Genomic DNA, 15,394 nt, shown 5'->3' with positions numbered 1-15,394 from the left:
TCGCCCGCTTTGCAGAAACTTTAAGCAAATCATCTCAGGTGTTTTCCGACTATTTCCTGCTTATCCACTGCGTTCTGACGCTTTCCTGTTATATCCTTCTGGTTTTCCGATCCTGTATTGCCTTTCTTCGCTATAAACGTTTTAATTTGCGCCGTTGTCGATTCATCCCTCTGTGAACAGAAGAAAAGCAGTTTAAATCACCTGCGCTGTACCGATTCGGCCCGCATAACGCACTGGTCAAGCCAGTTAAGCCATTGTTTTCGCGCATCCAGGGGACAACACAAACCCAACTTCCACCGCAACATCAGCTACAGGCAGTACAGAAGTTTATGACACATCGTTTAACCTCCAGGGATATCCTGGCGCTGGGCTTCATGACCTTTGCCCTGTTCGTTGGCGCAGGAAACATCATTTTCCCGCCTATGGTCGGTATTCAGTCTGGTGAACATGTCTGGATTGCCGCCTTCGGTTTCCTGATCACCGCGGTTGGTTTGCCGGTGATGACCGTGATCGCGCTGGCGCGCGTTGGCGGCGGTATTGATGCGCTCAGCTCACCGATTGGTAAAGCGGCCGGTCTGCTGCTCGCCACCGTGTGCTATCTCGCCGTCGGCCCGCTGTTTGCCACGCCGCGCACCGCGACCGTTTCATTTGAAGTCGGGATTGCGCCGCTGACCGGCGACGGCCCGCTGCCGCTGTTTATCTATAGCCTGGTGTACTTCGCGCTGGTGATTGGCATTTCGCTCTATCCGGGCAAGCTGCTGGACACCGTCGGTCACTTCCTCGCACCGCTGAAAATTGTCGCGCTGACCATTCTGGGCGTCGCGGCGCTGCTGTGGCCGGCTGGCGGCATTTCGCCGGCCACCGCCGACTACCAGCGTGCGGCCTTCTCCAGCGGTTTCGTGAACGGCTATCTGACCATGGATACGCTCGGCGCGCTGGTGTTCGGTATCGTCATCGTTAATGCGGCGCGTTCGCGTGGCGTGGAAGACAGCAAACTGCTGACGCGCTATACCATGCTGGCTGGCGTGATCGCCGGTGTTGGCCTGACGCTGGTGTACCTCAGCCTGTTCAAGCTGGGCTCCGGCAGCGGCGCGATTGTCGATCAGAACGCTAACGGCGCGGCGATTCTGCATGCTTACGTGCAGCAGACCTTCGGCGGCATGGGCAGCGTCTTCCTCGCCGCGCTGATTTTCGTCGCCTGTATGGTTACGGCGGTGGGCCTGACCTGCGCCTGCGCAGAATTCTTTGCGCAATACCTGCCGCTGTCGTATAAAGCGCTGGTGTTTATTCTCGGCCTGTTTGCCATGCTGGTGTCGAACCTCGGTCTCAGCCACCTGATTCAGATTTCGATTCCGGTGCTGACGGCTATCTACCCGCCGTGCATCGTACTGGTGGTGCTGAGCTTTACCCTGAGCTGGTGGAATCGCAGCACGCGCATCATTGCGCCAACCATGCTGATCAGCCTGTTGTTTGGTATCGTCGACGCCATCAAAACCACCAGCTTTAAAGATGCGCTGCCGCTGTTTAGCCAGCATCTGCCGCTGGCCGATCAGGGTCTCTCCTGGCTGCCGCCGTCGCTGGCGATGCTGGTGATTGCTGCGGTGGTTGACCGGGTGAAAGGGCGTGAGCAGGTTGCCGTTCACCAGTAAGCGACATCGCTGTTAATTCCGACCACGGGCTTGCCCGTGGTTTTTTCATTTCCACAGGTACTGTTTGTTATGCAAGAAACCAATAAGCTCAAACGCGGACTGAGCACGCGCCACATCCGTTTTATGGCGCTGGGATCGGCGATCGGCACCGGGCTGTTTTACGGCTCGGCAGATGCCATCAAAATGGCAGGCCCCAGCGTACTGCTGGCCTACATCATCGGCGGCGCCGTGGCGTATATCATCATGCGCGCGCTGGGCGAGATGTCGGTTAACAATCCGCAGGCCAGCTCGTTTTCACGCTACGCGCAGGATTACCTCGGACCGCTGGCGGGCTATATCACCGGCTGGACGTACTGCTTTGAAATCCTGATTGTGGCAATCGCCGACGTGACGGCTTTTGGTATCTACATGGGCGTGTGGTTCCCGGAGGTGCCGCACTGGATTTGGGTGCTGTCGGTGGTGCTGATCATCGGCGCCATCAACCTGATGAGCGTCAAGGTGTTTGGCGAAGTGGAGTTCTGGTTCTCCTTCTTCAAAGTCGCCACCATCATCATCATGATCGTGGCCGGTTTCGGCATGATTTTCTGGGGCATCGGCAACGGCGGTCAGCCGACCGGCATCCATAACCTGTGGACCAACGGCGGCTTCTTTGCTCACGGTATCGTCGGCATGCTGCTGTCGCTGCAGATGGTGATGTTCGCCTACGGCGGCATTGAGATCATTGGTATCACCGCCGGCGAAGCTAAAGATCCGGCGAAATCGATCCCGCGTGCCATCAACTCCGTACCGCTGCGTATTCTGGTGTTCTATGTCGGCACGCTGTTTGTGATCATGTCGATCTATCCCTGGAACCAGGTCGGTACCGCAGGCAGCCCGTTCGTGCTGACTTTCCAGCACCTCGGCATCGCCGCCGCCGCCTCCATTCTGAACTTTGTGGTGCTGACTGCCTCGCTGTCGGCAATTAACAGCGATGTGTTTGGCGTCGGCCGCATGCTGCACGGTATGGCGCAGCAGGGACATGCGCCGAAGATGTTTATGAAGGTGTCGAATCGCGGCATTCCGTGGGTCACGGTGCTGGTGATGATGCTTGCCATGCTGGTGGCGGTGTACCTCAACTATCTGATGCCGGAAAAAGTGTTCCTTGTGATTGCCTCGCTGGCGACGTTTGCCACCGTGTGGGTGTGGATTATGATTCTGCTGTCGCAGATCGCGTTCCGCCACAAAATCGGCAAAGAGCAGGCCGGTAAGCTGCAGTTTGCTCTGCCGGGCGGCAGCGCTACGGCGTGGGTGGGGGTGCTGTTCCTTGCCTTTATCATCGCGCTGATTGGCTACTTCCCGGATACGCGTATCTCGCTGTACGTCGGGTTTGCGTGGATTGTTCTGCTGCTGCTGGCGTGGCCGCTGGCGAAGAAACGTAAAGCGTAAGAAGCTTTACCGCGGGCGAAGCGAGACTTCGCCCGTGGTGCATTACCAGTTTTTCCCCAGCGCCATCTCTCCGCCGAACGGATTCAGGTGATTGTTGTCGTACCAGAGCGGCATGCCCTGATGAGTGACCAGACACCCCTGCGCATTACACAACGTCTCCTGTAGTGACAACACGCGTACGCCATACTGCTGATAATCCTTTAACAGATTTGCTACCGATGCGTTTGGCATCTGCATCTGCTGCGTGCGTTCCGCCGCCAGCGCCGCGGCATCCTGCGCGCTGAGCCAGCTATTCAGGCTGCGGCGCAGCGGCATATTGCGGTTATGGCTGTAGCGCAGCGGATCGAGCGTGATGGTCGGCACATCGTCTATGAGGGTGATCTTTTTCCCCGCCGCCAGCAGCTGCGCCACCACGGTATCCAGCCCGCTTTTCAGCGCCTGCAGATTGTCCTGCGCCGGATCGCGGAGACTGCGGAATCCGCTGCCCGGCTGCGCACTGAGGCCCGCCGCCCAGAACGCGCTAATCACCACTTCGTCTATTTTATCGCTCAGGATGATCGGCAAAACCCGCTGATTAAAATCGAGGCACTGCTGTGCATGCTGCGGTTTTTGCGGCATCGCGCGCGTGGCGTCAAGCAGGAAAGGGCAGGAGGCTTTGGTCAGCTGAAACAGCGGTTTCTGCTGCCGCCGGGCGTAATCGGCGACGTTGGCCGCCAGTGCGGCGGCATGGCTGTCGCCAATCAGCGCTATTGCCGGTGTGTCACTCTGCGGCTGGCACTGCGCATCGCGGGCGGGCCGCGTGGCGCCGTAATCCAGCAGGCAGGGATCGCGCTGGGCGGCGACTTTCCATTCGTCGCCGAGCATCACTGCTTCACTGACGCGCGATTTCAGGCCACCGCTCTGCCACAGCAGCACCATGGCACCGGCTGCCAGCAGCGACGAGGCGCAGTAGCCGGGGATCAGCCAGCGCGTACCGCTGCGCGCCCGACGGAATGGCTGTTCGATGAAGCGCCAGGAGAGCCAGGCGATGAGCAGCGCCACGGCACAGATGCTCAGCGCCTGCCAGATGCTGAGCGGCCGATCGCTGCAGATGCGCGCCAGACTGAGCAGCGGCCAGTGCCACAGATACCACGAGTAGGAAATTTTACCGATGAAGCGCATCGGCGCGTTCTCCAGCAGCCGTTGATTGAGCGGGCTGCGCGCACCGATCATCAGACAGGCCGCCAGCACCGGCAGCAGCGCCAGCCAGCCAGGGAAGCGATCGCTATGGCTGAGTAACAGCGTGGCACCGATGATCAGCAGCCAGCCAGCAAGATGACAGAGGCTGGCCAGCCGGCCGGTGACGGGGCGGGGTTGCCACAGCGCCAGCAGCACGCCGGCACCCAGTTCCCAGGCGCGGGTTGGCAGCAGATAAAACGCCTGAGTGCTGGAGAGGGGCGTTAACCACAGGCAGCCGGCCAGCGACAGCAGGCTGAGCAGTAGCACCACGCCGGTCATTGTGCGCCGCAGCCGCACGGCCAGCAGCAGAATAAACGGCAGCACGATATAGAACTGCTCCTCAATGCCCAGCGACCAGGTCATCAGCAGCGGATTGAGATCGGCATCCGCACTGAAATAGTCGCCACTCTTCAGTAACAGCATATTGGGCACCGAGAGAAACACCGCCATGCTGTATTTTGCCAGCTGGCTTAATTCCAGCGGTGATAACAGCAGATAACCGAGTAGCAGCAATACCATCAGCATAAAAAACAGGGCGGGCGCAATACGCCGGATGCGGCGTAAATAAAACTGATAAAACGAGAAGGTGCCGGCGGTAATTTCTTTACTGATAATACCGCCAATTAAAAAGCCGGAAATAACGAAAAATATATCGACGCCAATAAAGCCACCCGGCACGGCGCTGACGCCGCAGTGGAACAGCACAACCAATATAATGGCGACAGCGCGCAGACCATCGATATCCGGACGATAGCGCAGCGAAACAGGTACAGACATAACAGGATCCCAGTTATTCAATGTTAATTTGCGATTTTATTACTGCGGGTAAAAATAGCTCGGCGCATCCTGTCGCCGAAAAATGTAAAAAGAGAAAGGTATTACTAAGGGATGATTGACCCGTGCAGCATATCGCAGTTTTTCAGCATTAACGCTTTTAAGGGAAAAAAAAGAAAAGTCTCAGATAACCGTGCCCACCAGCTTGCAGTTTATTGCTGTAATTTCGCTGCAGGAATAAGCCGGCGTAATCTGTCTGGCTTAACCCGGCGGCTGGCGTCAGGGATAGTTCACGGGGATTACCGCGCGCTGATCAATGGCGGTGCGCCAGTGCTCAAGCGTCGATTGATAAGGACACAGCGTGCCCACTGCCGTCTGGCGACAGTTTTGCTGATGCCACTCCTGGCGCAGCAGCGGGTGCTGCCGATCGATCGGCGTTAGCTGGCGCAGCGCATCCAGACTTTGCGCCTGAAAATAGACGCGCAGCAGCAGCGTCTGCGTCTGGTTATCGCGCCAGCGCTCAAACACCAGGCTGCTGCCGGGCGGAATATTACCGCGCGCGTAGCCGGGCAGTTGCCAGCTGAAGCCGATCAGCGTGCGCAGCATGGCGATATTGGTGTCGTGTGCCACCAGCAGCAGCCAGCGGGTGGAGGGCGTCGCCGCATCGTCCTGCAGGTTGCGCACCACCGCGTCGAGCAGAATCGACGCACGCTTTTGCGCGATATATGGCACATCATTACTCAGATCGTAATTGGCGGTCAGTAACGGCAGCAGGGCGCTGATCTGCTGCGCCCGGGTGATGTTGCCCCACGCCAGCTGGCTGAGCGGCAGATTTTCGCTCCAGCCGAGCCGTAAGGTTTCGGCCATGCTGGCCAGCACGCTGAGACCCTGCACGTAGGTATGGCCGCTTTTACTCTGCTTCAGCTGCCAGGGGCGATCGAAGAACGGGCAATCTGCCGCGCACACCGCCTGCCTGAGCTGCTGCACGGCGGGCTGTAAACGCTGCTGCAGTGCGGCGAGATCGCCGGCGCGCGCCGCGACCGCTGCCCGCTCCGTGGCAGCATCCGTTTGGCCAAACGGCAGTTTTTCGCTCTGAAACAGCGGATCGACCGCCCCCGCGACGTGATGAACTGCCACATCGCAGCCAGGAAAGGCGCCCTGCAGCAGCGCCTGCGCCGTAGCGCGGGTGCGCTGCAGCGGACTGGCGCGCACGTAGATTTGCCCGGCATCGGGACAGCCGGCGCGCAGCAGGCCGAGCTGGCGATAGTGTTCACCCTGCCAGCGACCTTTATTCACGACCGCTGCATAACCGTGTGCGGTGAGTTCGCCGTCGGCGCTGCGCCAGCGCGGCCAGGCGCGCTGGGTGGCGGCTTCGATTTCCGTGCGGTTACCTGCGGTGGGAGGACGCACGCCGTGACGGCTGATCTCTACCACTTTTTCCAGCTGGTAGCGCGTCTGCGCCTGCGCGGTGAGCGCCAGTAAAGCCAGCAGCGCGCTCAGCAGCAGACGTGTCATAGCGTTGGCTGTGCCGGCAGCAGCGCTTTGAGCTGCGGATAGAGCACCGCGTTGGCCAGCAGCACCGGATTACCCTGTTGCAGGCCATGGTGGCTGAGATAATCGTTGGTGACGCCGCCCGCTTCGCGCATCAGCACAATGCCGGGCAGGCCATCCCACGGATTCATATGCGCTTCGTAATAGCCAATCAGCCGGCCGGCGGCCGCCCAGGCGCTCATCAGCGCACCGGAACCGTTGCGGATAAACATGCCGCCCTGCGCCAGCAACTGGCTGATAAAGGTGGTCAGCGGTTCAATCGGCTGGCTGTTCGAGCTGCTGAGGCCCAGCAGCCCCTGATCGAGCCGCTGCGCGCTGTGTGCCTGAATGCGCTTGTCATTCACCCAGGCACCTTTGCCGCGGCAGGCGTGGAAGGTTTCCTGATGATTAGGATCGCTGACTACGCCAATCACCGGCTGATTGTCACAGACAATCGCCAGCGAGACGCACCAGTTGTGCAGGCCGTTAAGAAAGCTGCTGGTGCCGTCAATCGGATCGATGACCCAGATAAAGCGCGCGCCGCTGACATCACCGCCGCTCTCTTCACCCAGCACCGCATCGTCAGGAAAACGCTCATGAATCAGGTGTTTTACCAGCAGCTCAACGTTGCGATCCGCCTCGCTGACCACATCCTGCAAATCCTTCTTGTGCTCCACCACCAGCTGATGGCGCTGCTGATACCACGCCAGCGCGCGGCTGGCGGCGGTTTTCGCCACCTCACAGGCATAGTGATAACGGGCATCTAATTCGGTTAGCGTAGCTGATGACATTTTTCCCTCTTATCATTCACTGGCAATCGACGTGGCGAACCACGCCGGATAAAGCGCCATGGCTGTGTGACTGGCTTAACAAAAGTTAAGCAAGGCTTCATTAAGCCGCAGATGGCTGCGGCTGGCAAGGGGAGGCAATGCGGGGCAGCGGCAAATTGTGCTTCACAGCTGCCGGGCGCGCGCGGCGGCCATCAGGCGTGGATAGAACTGGAAAAACAGCGGTTCGAGCTGGGTGTAGTGGTCGACAAAATCCTGATAGGAGTCGCGCAGCGCCGCCAGCCGTGGCCGGCGATGCGCCATGCCGCTTAGCACGCGCGCCAGCCGCGCCGGGTCAGCATAGTGTTCAAACCAGCGTTCGCGCCACATTACCGCGTTGAGCTCGATAAAATCGCCCGGCGTGCCGGGCAGCTGCGGCACAATGTCGCGCTCGGCGGCGGCGCTAAAAGCAGACAGCGACTGCGCCGGATGCAGCTGATCCCAGTGGCGCGCCAGGAAGTGGTCCCAGATCACGTCGAGGGTAATCGGCGCAACGCGGCGCGTTTCGGCGCGGAACAGCTGACGCGCGCTGCGCACTTCCGGCAGGTTATCGGTCAGCACATCAATGCGCCGGTGCAGGGCAATACCGGCCACCACCGGCTGCGGCCACTGCGCCTCAACGTTGCCGCGCACGAAGTCGGCCAGCAGATTACCCAGCAGTGAGCTGTCGGCCAGGGTTGCAAGGTGAAGGTGAGCAAGAAAGTTCATGGCGCATTATAGGCAGAATCACACCGGCGCAGCCAGTTGTTCAGAATTGCCCACTTTTCCGCTAAACTATGCCGCCTGTTTTTTGAGTCCTGAAGAAGTGATGCATGCGTGTAGCCGATTTTGCCTTTGAATTACCGGAATCTTTGATCGCCCACTATCCGCAGGCGCAGCGCAGCGGATGTCGTCTGCTGTCGCTGGATGGCCCGAGCGGGGCGCTGAACCATGGCGTGTTTACTGATGTGCTGGATAAGCTCAATCCGGGCGATCTGCTGGTGTTCAATAATACCCGGGTGATTCCGGCGCGCGTCTATGGCCGTAAAGCCAGCGGCGGCAAAATTGAGATGCTGGTTGAGCGCATGCTGGATGACAAACGCGTGCTGGCGCACGTGCGCGCCTCCAAAGCGCCGAAGCCGGGTGCCGAATTACTGCTGGGCGACGACGAAAGCGTCAAAGCCACCATGGTGGCGCGCCACGATGCGCTGTTCGAAATCGAGTTTGCGGACGATCGCGCGGTGCTGGATATCCTGAACAGCGTCGGCCATATGCCGCTGCCGCCGTACATCGATCGTCCGGATGAGGAAGCTGACCGCGAGCTGTACCAGACGGTGTACAGCGCGCGCCCCGGCGCGGTGGCAGCGCCGACCGCCGGTCTGCACTTCGATGAGCCGCTGCTGGCGGCGCTGAAGGCGAAAGGCGTGGAGATGGCGTTTGTGACGCTGCACGTCGGCGCTGGCACCTTCCAGCCGGTGCGCGTAGAGAACATCAACGATCACATCATGCACTCTGAATATGCCGAAGTGCCGCAGGACGTGGTGGACGCGGTGCTGGCGTGCAAAGCGCGCGGTAACAAAGTGGTGGCGGTGGGCACCACCTCGGTGCGATCGCTGGAGAGCGCAGCGCAGGCCTGCCAGGATGGGCTGATCGCGCCGTTTTTCGATGACACGCAGATCTTTATCTATCCGGGCTATCACTATCAGGTGATTGATGCGCTAATCACCAACTTCCACCTGCCGGAATCGACGCTGATTATGCTGGTTTCGGCGTTTGCCGGTTATCAACACACCATGGCGGCTTATCAAAGCGCGGTGGCGGAGCAGTACCGTTTCTTTAGCTACGGGGATGCGATGTACATCACCCGTAATCCACAGGCTCCCGACGAAATCGTTGGTGGCTGAGTAATCAGACTGTTTCTCTGATTATCGAAAGAGGTCAATGTGAAATTTGAATTAGATACCACCGACGGGCGCGCGCGCCGTGGCCGTCTGGTCTTTGATCGCGGCGTCGTGGAAACCCCGGCGTTTATGCCGGTCGGCACCTACGGCACGGTCAAAGGCATGACGCCGGAAGAAGTGAAAGAGACCGGCGCGCAGATCCTGCTGGGCAACACTTTCCACCTGTGGCTACGCCCGGGGCAGGAGATCATGAAACTGCACGGCGACCTGCACGATTTCATGCACTGGCAGGGACCGATCCTGACCGACTCCGGCGGCTTCCAGGTGTTCAGCCTCGGTGATATCCGTAAGATCACTGAAGCCGGCGTGCATTTCCGCAACCCCATCAACGGCGACCCGATTTTCCTCGACCCGGAAAAATCGATGGAGATTCAGTACGATCTCGGCTCCGATATTGTGATGATTTTCGACGAATGTACGCCGTATCCGGCGGACTGGGATTACGCTAAACGCTCGATGGAGATGTCACTGCGCTGGGCGCAGCGCAGCCGCGACCGCTTTGACGCGCTCGGTAACAAAAATGCGCTGTTTGGCATTATTCAGGGCGGGGTTTACGAAGATTTACGTGATGTCTCGGTTAAAGGTCTGGTAGAGATTGGCTTTGATGGGTACGCTGTGGGCGGCCTGGCGGTGGGTGAACCAAAAGAGGACATGCACCGCATCCTGGAACACGTCTGTCCGCAAATTCCGCAAGACAAACCGCGTTATTTGATGGGCGTCGGCAAACCGGAAGATCTGGTGGAAGGCGTTCGCCGCGGTATCGATATGTTTGACTGTGTTATGCCAACGCGTAACGCGCGCAATGGCCATCTGTTCGTCACCGATGGCGTGGTGAAAATCCGCAATGCGAAATACAAAGATGACACCGCGCCGCTGGATGCGGAGTGTGATTGTTACACCTGTCGCAATTACACGCGTGCCTACTTGCATCATCTTGATCGCTGTAACGAAATACTGGGCGCACGTCTGAACACCATCCACAATCTGCGCTATTACCAGCGTCTGATGGCGGGTTTACGCCAGGCCATCGAAGAGGGTAAATTAGAGCACTTTGTTAGCGAGTTCTACCAACGGACGGGCAAAGCGGTTCCACCGTTAAACGTCTGATAATTCTATCAATGAGGGAAATTTAATGAGCTTTTTCATTTCTGACGCCGTGGCCGCAGCTGGCGCTCCGTCTCAGGGAAGTCCGTATTCTCTGGTGATCATGCTGGTGGTTTTTGGTCTGATTTTCTACTTCATGATCCTGCGTCCACAGCAGAAGCGCGCCAAAGATCACAAAAAGCTGATGGATTCCATCTCCAAAGGTGATGAAGTGCTGACCAACGGTGGCCTGGTGGGACGCGTAACGAAAGTGGCTGAAACCGGCTACATCGCTATCGCCCTGAACGACACCACTGAAGTAGTGATTAAACGTGATTTCGTGGCCGCCGTTCTGCCGAAAGGTACAATGAAGGCGCTGTAATTTATTCTTCCCGAAGGGAACTGCCGTGTTAAACCGTTATCCTTTGTGGAAGTACATCATGCTGGTCGTCGTGATTCTCGTCGGCCTGCTGTATGCGCTTCCTAACCTTTATGGTGAGGATCCGGCCGTTCAGATCACTGGTGCGCGCGGTGGCGCCGCCAGTGAGCAAACGTTGGATCAGATCCAGACCGTATTAAAACAAGACAATATCCAGAGCAAATCCCTCGCGCTGGAAAATGGTGCCATTCTGGCCCGTTTCGCTAACACGGATATTCAGCTGCGCGCGCGTGAAGCCATCACCAATGCGCTGGGCGAAGATTTCGTCGTGGCGCTCAACCTGGCCCCTGCCACACCGCGCTGGCTGACCATGCTGGCCGCTGAACCGATGAAACTCGGCCTCGATCTGCGCGGCGGCGTGCACTTCCTGATGGAAGTCGACATGGATACTGCCCTCGGCAAGCTGCAGGAGCAGAATGCTGATGGCCTGCGCAGCGATCTGCGCGAAAAAAATATCCCTTACACCAACGTTAGCAAAATCGCTAACTACGGCACCGAAATACGCTTCCGCGACGGCGCCAGCCGTGATGCGGCCATCAGCTATCTGACGCCGCGCCATCGCGACCTGGTGATCACCAGCGCTGGCAGCGACACGCTGCGTGCGGTGATGACCGATGCGCGTCTGAGTGAAGCGCGCGAATATGCGGTGCAGCAGAACATTAACATCCTGCGTAACCGTGTGAACCAGCTGGGTGTAGCTGAGCCGCTGGTACAGCGTCAGGGTGCTGACCGCATCGTGGTTGAGCTGCCGGGTATCCAGGATACCGCGCGTGCCAAAGAGATTCTGGGTGCTACCGCAACGCTGGAGTTCCGCCTGGTCAACACCTCGGTGGATCCGAGCGCTGCCGCCAGCGGCCGCGTGCCGGGTGACTCGGAAGTGAAAAAGACGCGTGAAGGTCAGCCGGTGGTGCTGTACAAGCGCGTGATTCTCACCGGTGACCACATCACCGACTCGACGTCCAGCATGGATGAGTACAACCAGCCGCAGGTGAATATCTCGCTTGATGGCGCCGGCGGTAACATCATGTCCAACTTCACCAAGGACAACATCGGCAAGCCGATGGCGACCCTGTTTGTGGAGTATAAGGACAGCGGTAAGAAAGATGCGAACGGTCGTGCGATTCTGGTGAAGCAGGAAGAAGTGATTAACGTGGCGAACATTCAGTCGCGCCTCGGCAACAGCTTCCGAATTACCGGTATCAGCAATCCGAACGAAGCGCGTCAGCTGTCGCTGCTGCTGCGTGCCGGTGCGCTGATTGCGCCAATCCAGATTGTGGAAGAGCGGACCATCGGTCCAACCATGGGCCAGCAGAACATCACGCAGGGTCTCGAAGCCTGTCTGTGGGGTCTGATCGCCTCCATCATCTTTATGGTGGTGTTCTACAAGAAGTTTGGTCTGATTGCGACCAGCGCACTGCTGTGCAACCTGGTGCTGATTGTCGGCATCATGTCACTGTTACCGGGCGCCACGCTCACCATGCCGGGCATTGCCGGTATCGTGCTGACGCTGGCGGTGGCGGTGGATGCTAACGTGTTGATTAACGAACGTATTAAAGAAGAACTGCGTAACGGACGCTCGGTACAGCAGGCGATTCATGAAGGCTATAAAGGCGCCTTCTCCAGTATCGTCGACGCCAACGTCACCACGCTGATTAAAGTAATCATTCTTTATGCGGTCGGTACCGGCTCGATCAAAGGGTTTGCGATCACCACGGCTATCGGTATCGCGACTTCCATGTTCACCGCTATCGTCGGCACCCGTGCCATCGTTAACCTGGTGTACGGCGGCAAACGCATCAATAAGCTGTCTATCTGAGGAGTGCGTTGTGGCACAGGAATATAGTATTGAACAGCTGAACCATGGGCGTAAAGTCGTCGACTTTATGCGCTGGGACACGCTGGCCTTTATCATCTCCGGCCTGCTGATTGTGGCGTCCATCGCCATTATCGGTGTGCGCGGCTTTAACTGGGGGCTCGATTTCACCGGCGGGACGGTGATTGAGATCAACCTCGAGAAGCCGGCGGATCTGGATGCGCTACGTGACGGGCTGGTGAAGGCAGGCTTTGAGGAGCCGCTGGTACAGAACTTTGGCAGCAGCCGTGATGTGATGGTGCGTATGCCACCGACCACCGGCAATGCAGGCCAGGAGCTGGGCAACAAAGTGGTCGCCTCGATCAACCAGACGACGCAGCAGAACGCGACCGTGAAGCGGATTGAGTTCGTGGGCCCGAGCGTGGGCAGCGATTTGGCGCAGGCCGGGGCGATGGCGCTGCTGTCGGCGCTGATTGCGATTCTGATCTACATCGGCTTTCGCTTTGAGTGGCGTCTGGCGCTGGGCACCGTGCTGGCGCTGGCGCACGACGTGATCATCACCTGCGGCATTCTGTCGCTGTTCCACATTGAGATCGATCTGACGATTGTGGCGTCGCTGATGTCGGTGATTGGTTACTCGCTCAACGATAAGATCGTGGTTTCCGACCGTATTCGTGAGAACTTCCGCAAAATCCGTCGCGGTTCTTCTTACGACATCACTAACGTGTCGCTGACCCAGACGCTGAGCCGTACGTTGATCACCTCGATCACCACGCTGGCGATGATCCTGATCCTGTTCATCTTTGGTGGCGCGCTGCTGAAAGGCTTCTCGCTGACCATGCTGATCGGTGTCACCATCGGTACCATTTCGTCGATCTACGTGTCGTCCGCGCTGGCGCTGAAGCTGGGCATGAAGCGTGAACACATGCTGGTGCAGAAAGTGGAGAAAGAGGGCGCCGATCAGCCTTCGATTCTGCCGTAATTGTGCCGGAGAAATGAAACGGGCTGCCTGAGTGCAGCCCGTTTTTTTTATGCCTGACGCCAGAGTTACTGGCCTGCAACGACCGTGCTGGCATCCGTCACCGCCTGCACATCATGCACGCGCACGTAGCCGAGCTGACCCGGTGCCAGCCCGCTGAGTCGCAGCGGTACGCTGACCGAACTGCGCGGCATCAGACTGGCGGGCACGGTAATGGTCTGGCTCAGGCTGTCGGCGTTCAGCGGCTTGCCGCTGGCGGGATCCATTTCGCCCCATACCACGCGGGCGCTGAGTGCCGGCACCGGCTTATCATCGGTTGAACGGATATTCAGGTTAGCGCGGCTGCCGCTGGCTTCCCCCTCAACGTGCGACAGCGACAGGCGCAGCTTACCCAGCTGCGTCTGCAGCTCTACCGGCGTATTCGCCTGCGGGAGTAACCATGCGCCCTGCGTCGACTGGCTGTTGAGCTGCCCCTGAATCTCCAGCGCGCTGGCCTGACTGGTCAGTTTGCGCATCTGCTGGTTGAGCTGGCTCACTTCCTGATGCAGCGCTTTGACCTGAGGTGAAGCGGGGGTGGAGCTGCAACCACTGAGCACCAGCGCAGCAAGCGCTGCCGGCACCCAAATCATCCTGAACGTCATGCAATGTCCTTCCGGTTATTTAGGGATACGTAAAACCTGGCCGGGATAGATCTTATCAGGATGCGTCAGCATTGGCTTGTTCGCCTCAAAGATCTTGTTGTATTCGTTCGGCGTGCCGTACACCTGCTTCGAGATAGCGCTCAGGGTATCGCCTTTTTTCACCGTGTAGAATTCGGCCTGCGCGGCGCTGTCACTGGTGGTGACGTTATCTTCCACTTTGATGATGCCGGCCACGTTACCCGCCGCCACCAGAATCTTCTCTTTCAGCTCCTGCGAGATACCGTCACCGCTGACCTTCACGGTATCGCCCTGGACATCGACTTTCACTTTATCGCTGTCGGGCAGGCCGAGTTGATTAATGTGCTCCTGCAGCTTTTTGCTCTGGTCATCGCCGCCTGACACCGCATCCCACAGTTTTTCACCCGCTTCTTTGACGAAATTGAATAAACCCATACATCCTCCTGTCATTAAGCCGGATTGGCTCTCTAAGCTTAGTAACTTTTCACGGTTTGCTGTAACCGTCAGGCGTCGCTGTGAGCCAGGTGGCGATTCTGCGCCCTGTATTTTGTTGCAACCGGGAACGCGCTACACTATCTGCCCCCAATTCTCGCGACAGGAAACGTCATGCATTGCCCATTCTGCTCCGCTGTGGACACCAAAGTGATTGATTCACGTCTGGTTAGTGAGGGCTCCTCAGTGCGCCGCCGCCGCCAGTGCCTGGTGTGCCATGAGCGTTTTACCACCTTTGAAGTGGCCGAGCTGGTAATGCCGCGCGTGGTGAAAAGCAACGACGTGCGCGAACCCTTTAACGAAGATAAGCTGGCCAGCGGCATGATGAAGGCGCTGGAGAAGCGTCCGGTGAGCGCGGATGCCGTCGACAACGCGGTCAATCACATCAAAACCCAGCTGCGCGCCACCGGCGAACGTGAAATTCCCAGCAAGCTGATTGGTAACCTGGTGATGGAAGAGCTGAAGAAGCTGGATAAAGTTGCTTATATTCGCTTCGCATCGGTGTACCGCAGTTTTGAAGATATTCGTGACTTTGGCGAAGAGATCGCCCGCTTACAGGATTAATC

At 58.4% G+C, this 15,394-nt stretch carries 14 protein-coding genes; 8 read left to right on the top strand and 6 right to left on the bottom strand.

Going from position 1 to position 15,394, the window contains the following annotated elements; all coding sequences use genetic code 11:
* Window positions 1-329: 329 nt before the first annotated feature.
* Both brnQ and proY read left to right on the top strand, forming a co-directional pair.
* Window positions 330-1,649 carry a branched-chain amino acid transporter carrier protein BrnQ gene (gene brnQ / locus C1Y43_RS17830; RefSeq protein WP_021507147.1) on the top strand — a complete coding sequence of 440 codons (1,320 nt, stop codon included), beginning with the start codon at window positions 330-332 and terminating at the stop codon, window positions 1,647-1,649.
* Between the two features lie 69 nt (window positions 1,650-1,718).
* Window positions 1,719-3,074 (top strand): proline-specific permease ProY, encoded by a 1,356-nt coding sequence (proY, locus tag C1Y43_RS17825; protein WP_058775216.1) that lies wholly within the window; start codon window positions 1,719-1,721, stop codon window positions 3,072-3,074.
* 42 nt (window positions 3,075-3,116) lie between these two features.
* Here the strand turns inward: proY and C1Y43_RS17820 are convergent, their stop codons facing one another.
* The 4 genes from C1Y43_RS17820 to C1Y43_RS17805 form a co-directional block, all read right to left on the bottom strand.
* Window positions 3,117-5,069 (bottom strand): acyltransferase family protein, encoded by a 1,953-nt coding sequence (locus C1Y43_RS17820; RefSeq protein WP_104189118.1) that lies wholly within the window; start codon window positions 5,067-5,069, stop codon window positions 3,117-3,119.
* Between the two features lie 276 nt (window positions 5,070-5,345).
* Entirely contained in the window at window positions 5,346-6,581 is a 1,236-nt protein-coding gene (locus C1Y43_RS17815; RefSeq protein WP_104189116.1) for a histidine-type phosphatase, read from the bottom strand.
* A complete protein-coding gene (locus C1Y43_RS17810; RefSeq protein WP_058757972.1) occupies window positions 6,578-7,387 on the bottom strand; it encodes an inositol monophosphatase in 810 nt (269 codons plus the stop codon). Before C1Y43_RS17810 ends, C1Y43_RS17815 begins: the two co-directional genes overlap by 4 nt.
* Window positions 7,388-7,549: 162 nt before the next feature.
* Window positions 7,550-8,131 (bottom strand): ACP phosphodiesterase, encoded by a 582-nt coding sequence (locus C1Y43_RS17805; RefSeq protein ID WP_058781210.1) that lies wholly within the window; start codon window positions 8,129-8,131, stop codon window positions 7,550-7,552.
* Between the two features lie 104 nt (window positions 8,132-8,235).
* Here C1Y43_RS17805 and queA point away from each other — a divergent pair, with 104 nt between their 5' ends.
* The 5 genes from queA to secF are packed head-to-tail and all read left to right on the top strand — an operon-like array spanning window position 8,236 to window position 13,680.
* Window positions 8,236-9,306 carry a tRNA preQ1(34) S-adenosylmethionine ribosyltransferase-isomerase QueA gene (queA, locus tag C1Y43_RS17800; protein WP_058769378.1) on the top strand — a complete coding sequence of 357 codons (1,071 nt, stop codon included), beginning with the start codon at window positions 8,236-8,238 and terminating at the stop codon, window positions 9,304-9,306.
* 39 nt (window positions 9,307-9,345) lie between these two features.
* Window positions 9,346-10,470: a tRNA guanosine(34) transglycosylase Tgt gene (gene tgt / locus C1Y43_RS17795; RefSeq protein ID WP_021507154.1), complete on the top strand. Its 1,125-nt coding sequence runs from the start codon at window positions 9,346-9,348 to the stop codon at window positions 10,468-10,470.
* Between the two features lie 25 nt (window positions 10,471-10,495).
* Window positions 10,496-10,828, top strand: coding sequence for a preprotein translocase subunit YajC (gene yajC, locus C1Y43_RS17790; protein WP_021507155.1), 333 nt, complete (start codon window positions 10,496-10,498; stop codon window positions 10,826-10,828).
* A 25-nt stretch (window positions 10,829-10,853) separates the two neighbouring features.
* Window positions 10,854-12,701 (top strand): protein translocase subunit SecD, encoded by a 1,848-nt coding sequence (gene secD, locus C1Y43_RS17785; RefSeq protein ID WP_071813591.1) that lies wholly within the window; start codon window positions 10,854-10,856, stop codon window positions 12,699-12,701.
* A gap of 10 nt (window positions 12,702-12,711) precedes the next feature.
* Window positions 12,712-13,680 (top strand): protein translocase subunit SecF, encoded by a 969-nt coding sequence (secF, locus tag C1Y43_RS17780; RefSeq protein WP_058769379.1) that lies wholly within the window; start codon window positions 12,712-12,714, stop codon window positions 13,678-13,680.
* A gap of 65 nt (window positions 13,681-13,745) precedes the next feature.
* Here the strand turns inward: secF and C1Y43_RS17775 are convergent, their stop codons facing one another.
* Entirely contained in the window at window positions 13,746-14,318 is a 573-nt protein-coding gene (locus C1Y43_RS17775; RefSeq protein WP_031279646.1) for a DUF3251 domain-containing protein, read from the bottom strand.
* A 15-nt stretch (window positions 14,319-14,333) separates the two neighbouring features.
* Complete coding sequence (gene lysM, locus C1Y43_RS17770) at window positions 14,334-14,771, bottom strand: peptidoglycan-binding protein LysM (RefSeq protein ID WP_104189114.1); 438 nt, start codon at window positions 14,769-14,771, stop codon at window positions 14,334-14,336.
* 171 nt (window positions 14,772-14,942) lie between these two features.
* Between lysM and nrdR the strand changes: the two genes are divergently transcribed.
* Window positions 14,943-15,392, top strand: coding sequence for a transcriptional regulator NrdR (nrdR, locus tag C1Y43_RS17765; RefSeq protein WP_031279647.1), 450 nt, complete (start codon window positions 14,943-14,945; stop codon window positions 15,390-15,392).
* Window positions 15,393-15,394 lie beyond the last annotated feature (2 nt).

Source organism: Pantoea sp. ICBG 828 (genome assembly GCF_002928355.1).
Lineage (GTDB): Bacteria > Pseudomonadota > Gammaproteobacteria > Enterobacterales > Enterobacteriaceae > Pantoea > Pantoea dispersa.
The sequence above is the reverse complement of the archived record's forward strand: the minus strand, read 5'-3'. Positions and strand labels throughout refer to the sequence as shown.

Coding starts and splice junctions, on each gene's coding strand:
- lysM (WP_104189114.1), bottom strand. CDS start 14,771: ATGGGTTTATTCAATTTCGTCAAAGAAGCGGGTGAAAAACTGTGGGAT.
- brnQ (WP_021507147.1), top strand. CDS start 330: ATGACACATCGTTTAACCTCCAGGGATATCCTGGCGCTGGGCTTCATG.
- nrdR (WP_031279647.1), top strand. CDS start 14,943: ATGCATTGCCCATTCTGCTCCGCTGTGGACACCAAAGTGATTGATTCA.
- C1Y43_RS17805 (WP_058781210.1), bottom strand. CDS start 8,131: ATGAACTTTCTTGCTCACCTTCACCTTGCAACCCTGGCCGACAGCTCA.
- C1Y43_RS17810 (WP_058757972.1), bottom strand. CDS start 7,387: ATGTCATCAGCTACGCTAACCGAATTAGATGCCCGTTATCACTATGCC.
- C1Y43_RS17820 (WP_104189118.1), bottom strand. CDS start 5,069: ATGTCTGTACCTGTTTCGCTGCGCTATCGTCCGGATATCGATGGTCTG.
- C1Y43_RS17815 (WP_104189116.1), bottom strand. CDS start 6,581: ATGACACGTCTGCTGCTGAGCGCGCTGCTGGCTTTACTGGCGCTCACC.
- yajC (WP_021507155.1), top strand. CDS start 10,496: ATGAGCTTTTTCATTTCTGACGCCGTGGCCGCAGCTGGCGCTCCGTCT.
- C1Y43_RS17775 (WP_031279646.1), bottom strand. CDS start 14,318: ATGACGTTCAGGATGATTTGGGTGCCGGCAGCGCTTGCTGCGCTGGTG.
- queA (WP_058769378.1), top strand. CDS start 8,236: ATGCGTGTAGCCGATTTTGCCTTTGAATTACCGGAATCTTTGATCGCC.
- proY (WP_058775216.1), top strand. CDS start 1,719: ATGCAAGAAACCAATAAGCTCAAACGCGGACTGAGCACGCGCCACATC.